Genomic DNA, 16,116 nt, shown 5'->3' on the forward strand with positions numbered 1-16,116 from the left:
AGGAGACGTACGTGCTGGTGACCCTGCGGATCGTCGGGATGCCGGCATGAACGACGCCGCGACCGTCGCGCCCGCCGCCCGGCCCGCGTCCCCGGCCAGCCGCCTGCCGTCGCTGACCGGGCTGCGCTGGGTCGCCGCCCTGCTCGTCTTCGGGTTCCACGTCGCGACGATGGGCATCATCGCCGAGCCCGGCCAGAAGGCCGTCGTGGACTGGGCCTTCGCACTCGGGCTGTCGGGCGTGCAGTTCTTCTTCATCCTCAGCGGCTTCGTGCTGGTCTGGTCGGCCCGACCCACCGACACCCGTCGGGCGTTCTGGCGGCGCCGGGTGGCCAAGATCTGGCCGAGCCACGTGGTGCTGTGGGTGGCGGCCCTGGCGGTCGCGGCCTGGTTCGCCGACCCCGTGGACCGGTTCGTCGCGGTGGAGAACCTGTTCCTCCTCCAGGCGTGGGACCCGCGGCCGGGCCACTTCTACAGCATCAACACGGTCAGCTGGTCGCTGTCCTGCGAGTTCTTCTTCTACCTCTGCCTGCCGTTGGCGCTGCCGCTGATCCGCCGGGCCCGACCGTGGGCCCTGTGGGCCGTCGTGGTCGCGGTGCCGCTGCTCATCCTGGCGCTCTGGCCGGCCCAGGCGCTGGTGCCCGAGGAGAGCCGCTGGTGGTTCACCCAGATCTTCCCGCCGGTGCGGTCGCTGGAGTTCTGGATGGGCGTCGCCGCCGCCGAGCTGATGCGGCGTGGCCGGTGGCGCGGGCCGGGCCTGCCGCTGGCCAGCCTGCTCTTCGTGGCGACCTGGGTGGTCGCCGCGCAGTGGGTCCGCGCCGAACTGTGGGCGGCGCTGCTCTCGGTCGCGTACATCCTGGTCATCGCCGCGGCGGCGGACGCGGACGTGCGCGGGCGGCGCTCGCCGTGGCGGTCCCGGCCGATGATCTGGCTGGGCGAGGTCTCCTTCGCCTTCTATCTGGTGCACGTCCTCGTGATGATCACCGTCCTGCGGCTCACCGGCGACTGGGGCGTCGGCTTCACCGGCTGGTCGGGGCTGGCGGTGGTGCTCGGCTTCCTGCTGGTCAACCTGGCCCTGGCCGGCCTGTTGCACCGTCTCGTCGAGACGCCGATGATGCGGCTGCTCACCCCGCGCAGGCCGGTCCGGACGCCGCGGGACGGGGACGGCGCCGGGCAGGACCCCGGCGGCCCCGGGGCGACGCCGGGGGATCGGGGCAGCGCCGTGCCGCGCCCCCGGGCCGCCGGCCCGCAGGACGACCACCGACCGACGTACGCCGACTCGCGCTGAGCGCCCCGGCGACCGGAGTGTCCGCCGACGAAATCCCGGCCGTTTCGGTGACGCCGGTCACCACGTCGGCGAACCGGTCATCGGGCGCGGCCCGGTCGATTCCTGCCGGGGTTTCGGCGCCGATGTCCGCCACTTGTCCCGTTGTCGCCCGGAGGTGCGCGCAGAAACGGTCGTCCCATTGAGTCGCGTCAGTGGCGAAGTGCCCGCAAAAATTGTCTGCCGATCAAGGTTTAGGCAGGTGGGACGGGGTTGGCAGGGCGCGGACCGGCCAGTAATGTCGGCGCGTCCGGTGCGGTACCCGATCGCCAGAGGCGACGCCGCGCCGACCCGCCTAATCGTGAACGACGAACCGGGGACCCAGTGCTCGTTGGGGTGAATCCGTGGGCCGTGGGCCCGTGGTAGGGCGTTCTTCCCGCCCGAATCCGTCAGCTAACCCGGTCGGCGGTGTCGGAAGGAGTTCCATCGTCATGCCACACCCGTACACCCCTCGGTTGTGCCGCCGTCTCCACGGCGCCGCGGTGACCGCGCTCGTCCGCCCGCAGGTCATGAGCTGACCCACCGGTCACCGTCCGTCGCCCGGCGTCCCGGGCGCATCCCCTGAGTGGCCCACCACCCGCCCGGACGCCCGTCCGCGCGGTCGGTCCGCCCTGCCCTCGGCGCGGACCGACGGCCGCTCACCCCGAGCCCGTGGAGGAAACCGTGAAGCACCACCTCAAGCGACAGCTGCGTCGCCTCACGTCCGAGCGTCCGTACCAACTGGCCGCCGCGTCCGCCGCGGCGCTCGTGCTGGCGTCAGGCACGGGCGCGCTGCTGGCCGGAACCGACGAGGCCCCCGCCGCCGCGCAGGCCCCGGTGGCCGCGACCGAACTGCGGGACGACGCGTCGGCCTCGCGCAGCCAGGCCCGGGTCGCGCCCGCCCCGTCCAGCGCCGCCCCGGCCGCGTCCAGCGCCGCCCCGTCGGCCAGCGCGTCCAGCGCCGCCCCGGACCCGGACCTGACCCGCAAGCCGGAGCCGCCGAAGCCTCCGGCCGCCAAGAGCCTGGACTACGACTACCAGGCCCAGACCACCTTCTACAACTGTGGTCCGGCGGCCGTCCGGCACGCCCTCAGCGCCGCCGGCATCGCGCGCAGCCAGGACGCCCTCGGTGCCCAGCTGGGCACCGACCAGATGGGCACCGACTCGGCCCAGGACACCACCCGCGTGCTGAACGCGGTGGTGAAGGGCGACCCGTACCGGACCCGGATGATCCCCGGTGGCGCCGCCACCCCGGCCCAGATGGACCGGCTCCAGGCCGACGTCGTCGCGGCCATCACCGACGGGCGGGGCGTCGTGGTCAACGTCGCCGGCAGCGCCACGGACACCGACGGCGGCTGGCACTCCTTCCCCGGCGGCCACTACATCGCGGTGGTCGGCTACCAGGACGAGGGGCGGCTGGTGAAGATCGCCGACTCGGCGAACCCGGCGACCGCGTCGTACTGGATCAGCACCATCGCCCTGGCGAACTGGGCCGCCACCCGCGGCTACTCCGCCTGAGCGACGCCGTCGGGCGTCGGCTCCCCACCCGGGGGGTCGGCGCCCGATGTCGTGTCCGGGTCACGGCCCTCGCCCGCGGCGTCCGACGGGTGGCACACTGCGCCCATGGTCGATGAGTCGGGTGAGCGGGACGGCCGGCGGGTGCTTCTGCTGCTGCACGGCATGGGCGCGACCGGCGACGTGTGGCTGCCCTGGGCGCCGCTGCTGGAGCGTCGGTGGGCGGGGCGGTGGCTGGCGCCCGACCTCGCCGGCCACGGCTGGTCGCCGCCGTTGCCGGAGTACTCCTTCCCGGGGCTGGCCGCGCGGATCGGCGCGGGGCTCGCGGCGGGGGACCGGCTCGTCGTGCTGGGGCACTCCCTCGGCGGGGTGGTCGGGCTGGCGCTGGCCGCCCGGGGCGCCGGGCTGCCCGTCGACGCCGTCGTCGGGCTCGGCATCAAGGCCGTCTGGTCGCCGGCGGAGCTGGCCAAGGCGGGTGAGCTGGCGGCCCGGCCGGTGACCTGGTTCGCCAGCCGGGACGAGGCGGCCCGCCGCTACCTGCGGGTGGCCGGCCTGACCGGGCTCTTCGCCCCGGAGCACCCCGTCGTGGAGGCGGGGCTGCGGCAGGTCGACGGCCGCTGGCGGCTGGCGATGGACCCGGCCGCGTTCGGCGTGGGCGCGCCGGACCTGCCCGCCCTGCTGGCGGCGACCGACGTGCCCGTGCTGCTGGCCCGCGGCGAGCACGACCCCATGGTCACCGACGCCCAGCTCACGGAGCTGGGGGTGCCGGTCGCCACCCTGCCCGGCCTCGGGCACAACGCCCACGTCGAGGCCCCCGAAGCGGTCCTGGACCTCGTCGAGCCGTACCGCTGACGGTGCCCCGCGAACGGCCCGACCCGGAGATCCGCCGTCGCGACCGGTGTGCCTCCCGAACGGTGCGTCAGGTGGCGGGGGAGAGGGTCGCCTCGTCCGGGTCGAGCGGCAGGCCGGTCGCGCCGCCCGTGCGCGGGGCGGGCGTCTTCCAGCCCTCGTCGAGCTGGCGCCGTGCGGCCTCCAGGAACGCCTCGGCGTACGACTCGGCGGGGAAGTCGCCCAGGTAGCGGCTCCGGGTGACCCACCGCGCCGAGGCCAGCGGATCGGTGTCCAGCAGCGCGGTCAGCACCTCGTCCACGTTCGCCATGTCGCGCCGCAGCACGTAGCCCGACCCGGCGAGCGGGAACTGCTCGGGGAACCGGTCGCCGGAGTCCACCATGTCGGTCACCGCGTACGGCTTGCCGGAGTAGAGGTAGTCGGAGATCACCCCGGACACGTCGGAGACCAGCGCGTCCGAGCGGTTCACGCACTCGGTCAGGGTCAGCTCCCGGCTGGCGGCGGCCCCGAAGACGTGCTGCCGGCCGCTGCGGGCCCGGTCCGCGGCCAGCAGTTCGGTGAGCCGGCCCAGCTGCCGGGCGGAGGCCGGGTTCTGCGAGGTGTACGGGTGGGCCCGCAGGATCACCGTCGCGCCCCGGTCGAGCAGCCGGCGCAGCAGCGTCTCGGCCACCGGCAGGGAGCAGTAGTTCGCGTCCGCGTTGTGCCCCGTCCAGGTCGGCGTGTAGAGCACGGTCGGGTTGGCCCGCCCGTGCGCCGGCTCCGGGCGTACCTCGATCGACTCGACCTGCGGGCGGCCGACGACGACGAACTTCTCCGCCGGGATGTCCACCCCGGCGCGGGCGTACCGGTCGATGGCGGCCTGGCCGGCGACGAAGATCCGGTCGAAGATCGCCGAGACCGGGTTGGCGCTGGGGGCCTTGTCGCTGTCGCCGTGGTGCAGCTGGACGTGGGTCAGCTGGGTGTAGCGGATGCAGTGGCTGTTCTTCGCGCCGTGGTTGACGTAGAACGCCACCCGCAGACTCGGCACCAGCGCCTCGTCCATGGCCCTGGTGGTGGGGCAGTAGACCACGGGCGCGCTGGTGGCCGCGGCGACCAGGGGCAGGAACTCCGGCTCGCGCACCATCACCAGGAACGGCCGGCCGATCCGCTCCAGGTACGGCAGCCACATGGTGACCTGGTACTCCGAGCCGGGCGGCGCGGAGAAGTGGAGCAGGAACTCGGGCTGGTGCCGGCGCAGCGCGCGGGACACCGCCGAGCCGCCGGCCCCCGGCCGGAACTTGCGCCGGGCGAGGTCCAGCCCGACCGCCGCGGCACCGGCGGCGACCAGGGCGACGGTCGTCAGCGCGACACCGGCGGGCAGGCCCGCGACGGCCGCCAGCGCCAGCAGGGCGAGCAGCACCGCCAGCGCGTCGCCGAGGCGGGCGGCGACCAGCGGCGTCCACGAGCGCACCGGCAGGTTCGCGGCGCGCACCTCCAGGCCGCCGGCGTCGCGGAGCGGGTTGACCAGCAGCACCAGCCCCAGCAGGGCCAGCGCGGTCACGGCCAGCGCGGGGTCGAACCCGGCGTCGAGGCGGCGGGCGTAGCCGACCAGGATCGCCGCCGCGACCAGCGTGGTCTCGGCGGCGTTGTCGGCGCCCGGGCGCACCCGCCGCTCCCAGGTGGTCGCCGCGAGGGCGGCCACCGCCAGCCCCAGCCCCCAGCCGGTCGCGCCGGTCAGCGCGACGACGAGGAACGCCAGCACCGCCAGGCCGGTGGCCAGCGCGCGGGCGAGCAGCTTCCGAACCAGGTCACCACGCATGTCGGCTCCGTTTCCCGCCGTGGCCCGAAATCCGCGTCAGCCGGCGTCGGCCGGGCTGGCGTCCCGCTCGGCCCGCGCCGGCCCCGGCTGGGCCGGCACCTCGCCGGGCGCGCGACGCACGTCGATGACCTGGCCGGTCAGGTCCGAGATCAGCACGTCCAGCGACGCCTGGGCCACGGTCTCGGCGGCGAGCAGGGTGTGCTCCGGCTCCTCGCCGAACGCCTTGGTGCGCATCGGCGTCGCGGTCCGCTCGGGGTTGACGCAGTTGACCCGTACGCCGAACTCCGCCCACTCGTCGGAGAGCGCCTGGGTGAGGTTGACCAGGGCCGCCTTGGTGGAGGAGTAGAGCGCGTAGTCGGCGCGGCCCCGGGTGTAGGAGCTGGAGGTGTAGAGCAGCAGCTGGCCCTTGGTCTGCTGGAGGTAGGGCAGCGACTGACGGGCCACGATGACCGGCCCCACGAAGTTGACCTGGAGCACCCGGTCCATGGTCTCCTGGTCCATCTCGGACAGGGGACCCTTCTCCAGGATGCCGGCGGTGACCACCACGTGGTCGATCCGGCCGGTGGCCTCGAAGGCGGTCTTCAGCGCCGCCTCGACGTCCTCGGCGCGCTCGACGTGGGTGCCGGTGCTGGAGCGGCTGAACGGGAAGACCTGCGCGCCGTAGCGGCGGGCCAGCACGGCGAGGTCGTGGCCGATGCCGTAGCTGCCGCCGAAGATGACGATGGTCCGGCCGGTCAGCTCCTCGGTGTAGCTGCGCTCGTCGGTCACCCGGGGTGCCTGCGCGGCGGCGAGCTGGAACAGCTTGTCCGCCAGGTGCACGTCGACCGGGTGGGTGACTTTGATGTTCTCGTCGGAGCCGTCGATGACCTTGATCGGCGTGCCGGGCAGGTAGCGCAGCACCACCCCGCAGTCGTCGGTGGCGGCGAAGTGCGGGTCGTCCTCGGCGAGCCGGTAGGCCGCGCGGATGGTGCCCGAGCGGAACGCCTGCGGGGTCTGGCCCCGGCGCAGCGAGGAGCGCACGGGGATGTCGGTGATGCAGTCGTCCTCGTCGACCTGGACGATCGTGTCGGCCGACGGGATGGCCACGTCGACCGCCGAGTACGTCCAGAGCGCGTTCACGCACTCCCGCACGATCCGGCCGCTGACCAGGGGCCGCACCGCGTCGTGGAAGAGGATGTTGCAGTCGCCCTCGCCGACGGCGTCGAGCGCGATGCGGGTGGTGGCGTTGCGGGTGTCGCCGCCCTCGATCACCTTGGTGACCTTGCGGAAGCCGGCCTTGTCGACGATCTGCTGCGCGTCGGCGACGTGGCCGGTGGCCATCAGCACGACGATCTCGTCGATCTCGGGCGCCGCCTCGAAGACCGCCAGGGTGTGCTCGATGATCGGCTTACCGGCGATCTTCAGCAGCTGCTTCGGGATGCCGAGGCCCAGCCGGGTCCCGGTGCCGCCGGCCAGCACCACCGCCACCGTCCGCGAGGGCCGCCATGGCGCCGGGTCCTCCGGTGCGGCGTCCGGGCCGGTGGTGTGGTCCTGCGTCATTGCCGAAGCCTCACTCTCAGGGTGCGTGAACAGAAGGTTCCGCCCGCGCGGCGACCGGATGAACCTTAACGCGCGGACCGCGCCGCCCCCACGGGGCGACGCGGTCGGCCGGCACCGGGCGGATGCCGTACGTGCGCCGGGGCGCTACTTGCCGCTGAACGCCTCGTACTCCCGGACGACCTCGTCGGTCGGGCCGTCCATGCGCAGGACGCCCGATTCCAGCCAGATCGTCCGTTCGCAGGTGTCCCGGATCGAGGAGAGCTGGTGGCTGACGAGGAACACCGTGCCGGCGCCCTCCCGCAGCTCCCGCACCCGCCGCTCGCTGCGCTTGCGGAAGATCTTGTCGCCGGTGGCGAGGGCCTCGTCGATGAGCAGCACGTCGTGCTTCTTGGCCGCGGCGATGGAGAAGCGCAGCCGGGCCCCCATGCCGGAGGAGTAGGTGCGCATCGGCAGCGAGGCGAAGTCGCCCCGCTGGTTGATGCCGGAGAAGTCGATGATCTCCGGGGTCTGCCGCTGCACCTCCTCGGGCGACATGCCCATGGCCAGGCAACCCAGCACGACGTTGCGCTCGCCGGAGAGGTCGTTGAGCAGGGCCGCGTTGACCCCGAGCAACGACGGCTGCCCCTGCGTGTAGACCGCGCCGCGGTTGACCGGCAGCAGGCCGGCGATGGCGCGCAGCATGGTCGACTTGCCGGAGCCGTTGCTGCCGATCAGCCCGACCGCCTCGCCCCGGTACGCGGTGAAGCTGACCCCCTTGACCGCGTGCACCTCCTGGATGTTCGGCGCCGAGGTGCGGCTCATGATCCGCTTGAGCGCGCCGACCGGGCCGCCGCCCCCACCGGCGCCCTTGTGGATCCGGTAGATGACGTGGGCGTCGTCCACCACCACGGTGGGGATGCGCTCCTGCACCTTGGGCAGCGTCACCGTCACGTCGTTGGACGACTCGAAGTGATCAACCACGGCCGTACTCCTGTTCGCCTCGCCAGAAGTAGATGAAACCTCCGACGCCCATCACGATCGCCCAGCCCAGCGCCGTCACCCAGAGCTGGGGCAGGGAGGAGCTGAGCGTCGGCGTGTTCTCCAGCAGCGAGACCCGGGCCAGCTCGATGTAGACGAGCGCGGGGTTGAGCTCGACCAGCCTGGAGGCCCAGGAGGGCAGCTGCTCCTCGAAGAGCGCCACGCTGTAGAGCACCCCGGAGCCGTACATCCAGGCGCGCATGACGAAGGGCATGACCTGCTTGAGGTCCGCCAGCTTCGAGCCCATCCGGGCCATCGCCATGGTCAGCCCGGCGTTGAAGATCGTCTGGAGCAGGATCGCCGGCGGCAGCATCAGCCAGGCCAGGGTGATCGGCTCACCGGTCACCAGCACGATGAGGACGAGCACCACCATCGAGCCGAGCAGCTGCTGGAACTGGGTGATCGTCACGGCCAGCGGCAGGCAGGCCCGGGGGAAGTGCAGGGCCCGGATCAGGCCCAGGTTGCTGGTGATCGACTGCGTGCCGTTCTGCACCGCGGTCTGGGTGAAGTTGAAGATGAACAGGCCGGTGCAGAGGTAGGCGATGAAGTTCGGGGTCCTGTTCTGCTCCAGCACCACACCGAAGATCAGGTAGTAGACCGCCGCGTTGGTCAGCGGGGTGAGCACCTGCCAGAGCTGCCCCAGCCGGGCGTTGCTGAACGACGCCACCAGCTTGGCGTTGGCGTACGCGGCGATGAAGTGCCGGTAGCGCCAGAGCTGCCCCGCGTATTCGCCCAGGGACGGCCGTTCGCCGGCGAACCGGAGACCGTAGCGCTGGGCGAGCTGGGCCCCGGTGAGCCCGGAATCCGGGTCTGCCACCGTGGTGTTGGCCATGGTTAGGCGCTCCGATCTCTTTCGTGCCAACGGGTTGCGCGCGACGACGGGAGAGCGTGGCCAGTGCGGAGCGCCGCCTCGTCGCCGGGCGAACCGTAGTGGAAAACACGTCGGGACGCAACCGTACCGTCGCTGCGCTACATTGTTGCACGTGAAGACCGATAAGAGGCGGGTGCCGGCCGGTGCGGCGGTGCTCCGTGACGACATCACCACGGCCATCCGCCGCGCGGTCACGCAGGAGCTGGCGGAGGTCGGCTACGGACGGTTGTCGATAGAGGCGGTGGCCCGGCGGGCCGGGGTCAGCAAGACGGCGATCTACCGCCGGTGGCGCTCCAAGCTCGAGCTGGTGCTGGACATGGTCTCCGCGGTCGCCGGGCGCAAGCTGCCGATGGTGGACGCCGGCAGCCTGCACGGGGACGTGGAGCTGCTGCTGCTCGTGGCCGCCGGTGCGCTACGTCACCCACTGGCCTCGCAGATCATCCCGGACCTGCTCGCCGAAGCGGCGCGCAACCCGCAGATCGCCGAGACCCTCCAGCGGGCGCTCACCGGCTACCAGGACCGGGTCGGCGAGCTCGTCATCGGCCGGGCGGTCGAGCGGGGTGAGCTGCCGGCGGGCGCCGACCGGCGCGGCGCGGCGGATCTGATCGTCGGGCCGGTCTACTGGCGGCTGGCGATTTCGCGGACACCCCTTGACACGCCGGAGATCACGCGCATGGCCGCCGCGATCGTCGCGGCCCTGCGGGTAGCATGTACCGGTCCGTCCCTCGACGAGCCGGCGGTGTGGGACACCCGGTCCCTGACCACTTCTGAACCCCATCGGGCCGGTGCGTGAACGTTGACCTCGTCGGTCTCGGCCTGATTCGCAACGGGCTAGTATCGCACCCCGAACCCCCACCCGAGCACCATCTGACACAGGAGGATGCCCCATGGCTGGGCCGCACCCAGAGTTCATTCCCCCAGCGCGGCCGATCATCGGCGACGCCGAGATCGAAGCGGCTGTCCGGGTGCTCCGCAGCGGCCGGGTGGTGCAGGGTCCCGAGGTCGCGGCCTTCGAGGAGGAGTTCGGCGAGCTGGTCGCCGGGCGGCACTGCGTCGCGGTGAACTCGGGCACCTCCGCCCTGCACCTCACCCTCATGGCCCTGGGCTTCGGCCCGGGTGACGAGGTCATCGTGCCGTCATTCTCCTTCGCGGCCAGCGCGAACGCCGTCCGGCTGGTCGGCGCCGAGCCGGTCTTCGTGGACATCGAGGCGGGCAGCTTCTGCCTCGACCCGGAGGCGGTCGCCGCCGCGGTCACCCCGCGCACCGTGGCGATCATGCCGGTCCACCTCTACGGCCACCCCGCCGCCATGGACCGGATCATGGCGATCGCGGAGCGGCACGGCCTGGCCGTCGTCGAGGACGCCGCCCAGGCGCACGGCGCCGCGCTGAACGGCACCCCGGTCGGCGCGTTCGGCACCGCCGGCTGCTTCAGCTTCTACCCGACCAAGAACATGCACGCCCTGGAGGGCGGCATGGTCAGCACCGGCGACGCCGAGCTGGCCCGCACCCTGCGGCTGCTGCGCAACCAGGGCATGGAGCAGCGCTACGCCAACGAGATCGTCGGCGCGAACATGCGGATGACCGACGTCGCCGCGGCCATCGGCCGGGTCCAGCTGGGCCAGCTCGGCGAGTGGACCGAGCAGCGCCGGGCGAACGCCAAGTTCCTCGACTCGAAGATCACCGGCATGGTCACCCCGCCGGTCGCCGACGCCGCCCGGCACGTCTACCACCAGTACACGGTGCGGGTGCAGGGCGACCGGGACGCCGCCCAGCAGCGCCTGACCGAGCTGGGCATCGGCAACGCCGTCTACTACCCGACCCCGATCCACCGGCTCAAGCCCTACCTGACCGAGGACGGCAAGCCCGGCCCCTGGGACCTGCCGGAGACCGAGCGGGCCGCCGCCGAGGTCGTCTCCCTGCCGGTGCACCCCTCGCTGACCGAGGCCGAGCTGGAGCGCATCGCCGAGGGCGCGAACCTGGCCGGGGGTGCCCGGTGAGCGCCGGCCGCAAGCTGCGCGCCGGCCTGATCGGCCTCGGCGCGATGGGCCGCAACCACGCCCGCATCCTCGCCGGCCTGGACGGCGTGGAGCTGGTCGGCATCGTCGACCCGGCCGGCGACACCACCGGCACGCTGCGGGCACCGGTCGTGCCCGAGCTCGGCGACCTGCTCGCCCTCGGCGTCGACTACGCGGTGGTGGCCTGCCCGACGGCGCTGCACGAGCAGGTCGGCCTGGAGTTGGCCGCCAACGGCGTCAGCGCCCTGATCGAGAAGCCCCTCGCGCAGAGCGTGGACGCGGCGGTGCGGCTCGTGGAGGCCTTCGAGGCCGCCGGCCTGGTGGCCGGCGTCGGGCACATCGAGCGCTACAACCCCGCCCTGCAGAACCTGCGCACCCGGCTGGAGGCGGGCGAGCTGGGCGAGGTCTACCAGGTCGTCACCCGCCGGCAGGGTCCCTTCCCGCACCGCATCGCCGACGTCGGCGTGGTGATGGACCTGGCCACCCACGACATCGACCTGACCAGCTGGGTGACCGGCCAGGAATACACCTCGGTGTCGGCCCGGACGGTGTCGCGCAGCGGCCGGCTGCACGAGGACATGGTCGCCGTGGTGGGGCAGCTCGCCGACGGCACCATGGTCAACCACCTGGTCAACTGGCTGAGCCCGCTCAAGGAGCGGTCCACGGTGATCACCGGTGACCGGGGCTGCTTCGTCGCCGACACCCTCACCGCCGACCTCACCTTCTACGCCAACGGCGCCATCGACACCGAGTGGGAGGCGCTGCGCGCGTTCCGCGGCGTCGCCGAGGGCGACATGGTGCGCTACGCGATCCCGAAGCGGGAGCCGCTGCTGGTCGAGCACGAGCGCTTCCGCGACGCGGTCGAGGGCAAGGAGAGCGACATCGTGACCCTGCGCCAGGGCCTGCGTACGGTCGAGGTGGCCGGCGCCGTCCTGCGCTCCGCGACCGACGGCAGCACGATCACCGTGGGGGCGGGCACCGCGTCCCCGGCGGGGGACACCGTTCCCACCCGCTGACGATGGGCGACCGCGGTCCGCGTCCGGCGGGCCGCGGTCCGGCACCTCGCACCGCCAGCCCTCCTCCCACCTAAGGACAGCGCATGTCAACGCCCCGCCGAGCGCCGCGGCTCGTCGTACTGGTCGCCAACGGCATCACCGGCGACTCCCGCGTACAGAAGACCGCCATCGCCGCCGCCCGGGACGGGTGGGACGTGGTCCTGGTGGGCCGGAGCAGCCGCAAGAAGGGCGAGCCGGAGCGCTCCGCCATGGGGCCGATCCAGGTCATCCGGGTGCCGGTGCCGCAGACCCTGTCCCGCCGGCCGGCCCGCGAGCACCGGATCCGCCGCACGGTGACGCAGTTCGGCATCCCGGACAAGTCCGCCCTGGCCCGCTACCGCGCCTCGCACCAGGCCTGGCTCCGGACGCAGACGGCGAAGCGCAACCCTCCGCCGCGCGCCTGGCTGCGGGCGCACGAGGCGGTGCACCAGTTCCGGCTGCGGGCCTGGGGCTGGGAACAGTTCCACAGCACCCAGCCGCTGCCGCCCACCGGCGACTGGCGGACCGACTGGCCGACGCTTGTCGACATCGACCTGGCGTTCGGGCCGGTGCTGGAGGAGCTGGAGCCGGACGTCATCCACGCCAACGACATCAACACCATCCCGACGGCGGCGATGAGCGCCGCGCGGCTGCGGGCGCGCGGGCGCGGCTGCGTCTGGCTCTACGACGCCCACGAGTACGTGCAGGGCGTCGCCTGGCCCAAGCCGCAGCAGGCCAGTGGCGTGCGGGCCGCCGAGCGGGAGTTCATCGGCCGGGCCGACGCGGTGGTCACCGTCTCCGAGCAGATCGCGGAGAAGCTCCAGACCGAGTACGGGCTGCCGAAGACCCCGATGGTGGTGGGAAACTCGCCGGTGCGCGAGGGCATCCGCAGCGGCGCCGTGACCGCCTCCGTGCGGGAGCGCGCCGGCGTCGCCGAGGGCGTGCCGCTGATGGTGTACGCGGGCTGGATCGGCAAGGAACGCGGGCTGGACACCGTCATCGCGGCGCTGCCGCAGTTGCCGGAGCACCACCTGGCCCTGGTCAGCGGCCGGATGACCCCGCTGCTGGAGGACCTGCTCGCCCGCGCCGAGGCGACCGGCACGCGGGACCGGGTGCACGTGGTCCCCTACGTCGCGCCGTACGAGGTCGCCGACTACCTCAGCTCCGCCGACCTCGGCCTGATCCCGTTCCAGCGGACCCCGAACTGCGAGCTGTCCCTGCCGACGAAGGTCTCCGAGTACCTGCACGCCGGCCTTCCCCTGGTCACGAGCGACGTGCAGGTGGTCCGGGCGTTCGTCGAGGGCCACGACATCGGGGAGACCTTCACCTCCGGCGACGTGGCGGGCTTCGTGGAGGCGACGCGGCGGGCCACCGCCCGCCGGGTCGAGCTGGCCGCGCACATCAGCGAGCCGATCCTCGACGAGCTGTCCTGGGAGCGGCAGAGCAGCAAGCTGCTCCAGCTCTACCGGGACCTCTCCGGCGTCGCGCCGGCCGGCCCGCGCGAGGTGCCCTGGACGGTGCAGGAGCGTCCGGTCACCGCGCCGTCGACGGGCACGGCCGAGCCGCGGCCCCTGGGCGGCTGGCGCGAGCTCGGTGACACGCCGATCCGCCTCGGCCTCGGCCCGGCCAACTACGCCGGTCAGGCCGCCGCCTTCGCCAGGGCCATCTGCCGGGACAACGCCGACGTGTCGGTGCAGGTGGTGATGAACAAGCTGCCCGGCTCGTTCGACTACCCGGCGGACGTCTACCTCGACTCGCTGCGCCAGCCGGAGCTCGACTTCCAGCTGGAGCAGGTCAACCGGGTGCTCAGCCAGTACACCCACGTGCTGGTGGACGCGTTCATGCCGCTGTTCGGCCAGCTCAACGGCGACAACATCGAGGGTGACCTGCCGGCGTTGCGCAAGGCCGGGATCAAGGTCGCGCTGCTGGCGCACGGCAGCGAGATCCGGCATCCGGACCGGCACCAGCAGCGGCACGAGTTCTCCCTGTTCAGCGACGCGCCCGACGGCATCGCGGCGAAGCTGCGGAAGAAGGCCGAGCGCAACCGGCGGGTGGCCGAGGAGTGCGGGCTGCCGGCCTTCGTGACCACGCCGGACCTGCTCGAGGACCTGCCCTGGGCGACGTGGGCCCCGCTGGTGGTGGACGTCGACGCGTGGGCCTGCGACCGGCCGGTGATGCAGCGGTCCCGCCCGCTGGTGCTGCACGCCCCCTCCAAGCGGTGGACCAAGGGCACCGACCGGATCCTGCCGGCGATGCAGGCCCTGCACGACCGGGGCGTCATCGAGCTGCGGCTGGCCGAGGGGGTCGCCTGGGCGGAGATGCGCGAGCTGGTCCGCGACTGCGACCTGGTGCTCGACCAGTTCACCACCGGCAGCTTCGGCACCTTCGCCGTGGAGGCGATGGCCGCCGGCAAGCCGGTGGTGGCCTACCTCAGCGAGCAGGTCACCAAGACCGTCGGCGGCGACCTGCCGATCGTCAACGCCACCCCGACCGACCTCACCACGGTCGTCGAGTCCCTGCTCGACGACCGGGAGGCGACCGCCAAGATCGGCCTCGCCTCCGCCGAGTACGCCCGCACCTACCACGACGGCACCTGGACGGCCCGCCAGCTCACCTCGTTCCTCGGCTGAGGCCACGCCGGTCCGACGGCCGCCCGTCCCCCGCACCGCGGGAGGCGGGCGGCCGTCGGCGTGGCGGCCACGTCCGACAGGCGGCGGCCCGGACGATCGCAATCGTCCGGGCCGCCGTCGTCGCTGCCGGCCGACCGCCGGCGGTGTCGGTCAGAAGACCGCCCGCACGTACGGGATCTTCGACGCCAGCATGGAGACGGCGAAGGAGATCACCAGCACGGCCGGGTAGGTCAGCCCGATGACCACCAGCGACCGCCCGGCCTCCACGTCGGGGATGAGCTGCCGGAAGACCTCGAAGACCAGCAGGTGGATCAGGAACACCCCGAACGAGGCGTCGGAGAGGCGGGTCACCAGGCGGCCCACGGCGGGGCGCCAGGTGACCCGGGACCCGATGCTCACCGAGGCCATGAAGATCAGCAGGGTGGCGGCGGCGACCAGGGTGCCGGTCGCCATCACCGGGAAGGTGACCTGGAGCAGGCGGTGCTGGGGCGCCACCCCGAACTGCCAGATCGCCTCGGCCAGCAGCAGGCCGGCGCCGAGCAGGGCGAGCGTCGTCCAGAGCCGATTGAGCACCACCCGGCGCAGGGCCCAGCCGGCGATGAAGAAGCCGACGTACGGCCACCACCGGTTCCAGCTGGTCAGGATGTTCGGCCGGGAGTCGCCCAGCATCAGGGCGATGCCCGGGATCATGTACGCCACCATGGTCCAGCCCAGCGCCACCCCGGCGGTGACCAGCGCGCGGTGCCGCCCGCCGGCGTGCAGGAACGGCGCGATGACGGGCGCGAGCACGTAGAGCCCGGCGATCAGCCAGAGGAAGTACAGCGCGGTGAAGACCTTGCCGTCGATCAGCAGCCGGGTGAGCAGGGTGAGGCTCACCTCCTCGCCCCGCATGGCCATCCGCACCACGACCACGTACACCACGTGCCAGACGATCATGGCGGGGAGGATCCGGGCGAACCGCTTGCGGTAGAACGCGGCCGGGCCGGCCCGGTGCGCCCGCGGATCGAGCACGAACGCCCCGCTGATCATGATGAACGCGGGCACGGTCCAGATCGCCCCGATGTCGATCGCGGTCGCGACCCACCAGCCGAGGTTGCCGCGCAGGTCGTCCTGGCCGACGACGACGCCGAAGACGTGGATCGCCACCACGCCGCAGATCGCCACGACCCGCAGCGCGTCCAGCCCGTACTCGCGAGGTGGTGGTCCGCCGGCCCGGCCCTCCGGCTGCGCGGTGGCGACGGCGCCGTCCGACCGGTGCGGGGCCGGCGACGGTGCGGGGCCGGCCCCGACGGCCGGCGCGACGTTGACAGGGTGGGAGGCGGTCACCGGGCCATGCTAGTGCCCCGGGCGGTGGTGTCCGCCGACGCCGCCGCAGCCGTTGGGTCGACCGCCGCGCGACGGCCGTCGACCGCCCCGGCGCACCGGGAGCGTGGCGTCCGGGCGGCTGCCGCTGCCGTACACTCGCCGGGGCCCGACGGGCCCGCACGGACGGAGGAGACACCCATGACCGACGGCGCCGCCGGACCGGCCACCCCCGCCACCCGGGGC

General features: G+C 73.2%; 12 protein-coding genes and 1 riboswitch. Of the genes, 7 read left to right on the top strand and 5 right to left on the bottom strand.

The genetic code is table 11. From position 1 onward, the window contains the following. Nucleotides 1–46: 46 nt before the first annotated feature. The 3 genes from OG989_RS16850 to OG989_RS16860 all read left to right on the top strand — a co-directional run bounded on the left by OG989_RS16850 (nucleotide 47) and on the right by OG989_RS16860 (nucleotide 3,667). Nucleotides 47–1,285, top strand: coding sequence for an acyltransferase family protein (locus OG989_RS16850; RefSeq protein ID WP_327031064.1), 1,239 nt, complete (start codon nucleotides 47–49; stop codon nucleotides 1,283–1,285). A 318-nt stretch (nucleotides 1,286–1,603) separates the two neighbouring features. Then, nucleotides 1,604–1,744, top strand: a riboswitch (cyclic di-AMP (ydaO/yuaA leader). A gap of 228 nt (nucleotides 1,745–1,972) precedes the next feature. Beyond that, a complete protein-coding gene (locus OG989_RS16855) occupies nucleotides 1,973–2,818 on the top strand; it encodes a C39 family peptidase (protein WP_327031065.1) in 846 nt (281 codons plus the stop codon). 105 nt (nucleotides 2,819–2,923) lie between these two features. After that, nucleotides 2,924–3,667: an alpha/beta fold hydrolase gene (locus OG989_RS16860; RefSeq protein ID WP_151454990.1), complete on the top strand. Its 744-nt coding sequence runs from the start codon at nucleotides 2,924–2,926 to the stop codon at nucleotides 3,665–3,667. Between the two features lie 67 nt (nucleotides 3,668–3,734). On the opposite strand, the gene OG989_RS16865 is transcribed toward OG989_RS16860, so the two are convergent. The 4 genes from OG989_RS16865 to OG989_RS16880 form a co-directional block, all read right to left on the bottom strand. Then, nucleotides 3,735–5,462, bottom strand: a complete 1,728-nt coding sequence (locus tag OG989_RS16865) for a CDP-glycerol glycerophosphotransferase family protein (protein WP_327031066.1) — start codon at nucleotides 5,460–5,462, stop codon at nucleotides 3,735–3,737. A gap of 36 nt (nucleotides 5,463–5,498) precedes the next feature. Beyond that, nucleotides 5,499–7,001 carry a bifunctional cytidylyltransferase/SDR family oxidoreductase gene (locus tag OG989_RS16870; RefSeq protein WP_151454988.1) on the bottom strand — a complete coding sequence of 501 codons (1,503 nt, stop codon included), beginning with the start codon at nucleotides 6,999–7,001 and terminating at the stop codon, nucleotides 5,499–5,501. Nucleotides 7,002–7,145: 144 nt separating this feature from the next. Then, the gene (locus OG989_RS16875; RefSeq protein ID WP_151454987.1) at nucleotides 7,146–7,961 is read right to left on the bottom strand and encodes an ABC transporter ATP-binding protein; all 816 of its coding nucleotides are present in this window, start codon (nucleotides 7,959–7,961) and stop codon (nucleotides 7,146–7,148) included. Next, nucleotides 7,954–8,850, bottom strand: a complete 897-nt coding sequence (locus tag OG989_RS16880; protein WP_151454986.1) for an ABC transporter permease — start codon at nucleotides 8,848–8,850, stop codon at nucleotides 7,954–7,956. The genes OG989_RS16875 and OG989_RS16880 overlap by 8 nt, the downstream gene beginning before the upstream one ends. A gap of 151 nt (nucleotides 8,851–9,001) precedes the next feature. On the opposite strand from OG989_RS16880, the gene OG989_RS16885 reads away from it, so the two are divergent. The 4 genes from OG989_RS16885 to OG989_RS16900 all read left to right on the top strand — a co-directional run bounded on the left by OG989_RS16885 (nucleotide 9,002) and on the right by OG989_RS16900 (nucleotide 14,568). Further along, nucleotides 9,002–9,682: a TetR/AcrR family transcriptional regulator gene (locus tag OG989_RS16885; protein WP_327031067.1), complete on the top strand. Its 681-nt coding sequence runs from the start codon at nucleotides 9,002–9,004 to the stop codon at nucleotides 9,680–9,682. 94 nt (nucleotides 9,683–9,776) lie between these two features. Beyond that, the gene (locus OG989_RS16890; protein ID WP_327031068.1) at nucleotides 9,777–10,886 is read left to right on the top strand and encodes a DegT/DnrJ/EryC1/StrS family aminotransferase; all 1,110 of its coding nucleotides are present in this window, start codon (nucleotides 9,777–9,779) and stop codon (nucleotides 10,884–10,886) included. Then, nucleotides 10,883–11,920 carry a Gfo/Idh/MocA family protein gene (locus OG989_RS16895; RefSeq protein WP_151454983.1) on the top strand — a complete coding sequence of 346 codons (1,038 nt, stop codon included), beginning with the start codon at nucleotides 10,883–10,885 and terminating at the stop codon, nucleotides 11,918–11,920. The genes OG989_RS16890 and OG989_RS16895 overlap by 4 nt, the downstream gene beginning before the upstream one ends. An 83-nt stretch (nucleotides 11,921–12,003) precedes the next feature. Continuing rightward, a complete protein-coding gene (locus tag OG989_RS16900) occupies nucleotides 12,004–14,568 on the top strand; it encodes a glycosyltransferase (protein WP_327031069.1) in 2,565 nt (854 codons plus the stop codon). Nucleotides 14,569–14,718: 150 nt separating this feature from the next. Here OG989_RS16900 and OG989_RS16905 read toward each other — a convergent pair whose 3' ends face one another. Then, complete coding sequence (locus tag OG989_RS16905; protein ID WP_327031070.1) at nucleotides 14,719–15,894, bottom strand: acyltransferase; 1,176 nt, start codon at nucleotides 15,892–15,894, stop codon at nucleotides 14,719–14,721. Between the last annotated feature and the right edge of the window lie 222 nt (nucleotides 15,895–16,116).

Source organism: Micromonospora sp. NBC_01740 (assembly GCF_035920365.1).
GTDB classification, from domain to species: Bacteria; Actinomycetota; Actinomycetes; order Mycobacteriales; family Micromonosporaceae; genus Micromonospora; species Micromonospora reichwaldensis.

What these genes read in the sequence shown, in the direction of transcription:
- OG989_RS16850 (WP_327031064.1), top strand. Translation starts at nt 47, where the DNA reads ATGAACGACGCCGCGACCGTCGCGCCCGCCGCCCGGCCCGCGTCCCCG.
- OG989_RS16860 (WP_151454990.1), top strand. Translation starts at nt 2,924, where the DNA reads ATGGTCGATGAGTCGGGTGAGCGGGACGGCCGGCGGGTGCTTCTGCTG.
- OG989_RS16865 (WP_327031066.1), bottom strand. Translation starts at nt 5,462, where the DNA reads ATGCGTGGTGACCTGGTTCGGAAGCTGCTCGCCCGCGCGCTGGCCACC.
- OG989_RS16870 (WP_151454988.1), bottom strand. Translation starts at nt 7,001, where the DNA reads ATGACGCAGGACCACACCACCGGCCCGGACGCCGCACCGGAGGACCCG.
- OG989_RS16880 (WP_151454986.1), bottom strand. Translation starts at nt 8,850, where the DNA reads ATGGCCAACACCACGGTGGCAGACCCGGATTCCGGGCTCACCGGGGCC.
- OG989_RS16890 (WP_327031068.1), top strand. Translation starts at nt 9,777, where the DNA reads ATGGCTGGGCCGCACCCAGAGTTCATTCCCCCAGCGCGGCCGATCATC.
- OG989_RS16900 (WP_327031069.1), top strand. Translation starts at nt 12,004, where the DNA reads ATGTCAACGCCCCGCCGAGCGCCGCGGCTCGTCGTACTGGTCGCCAAC.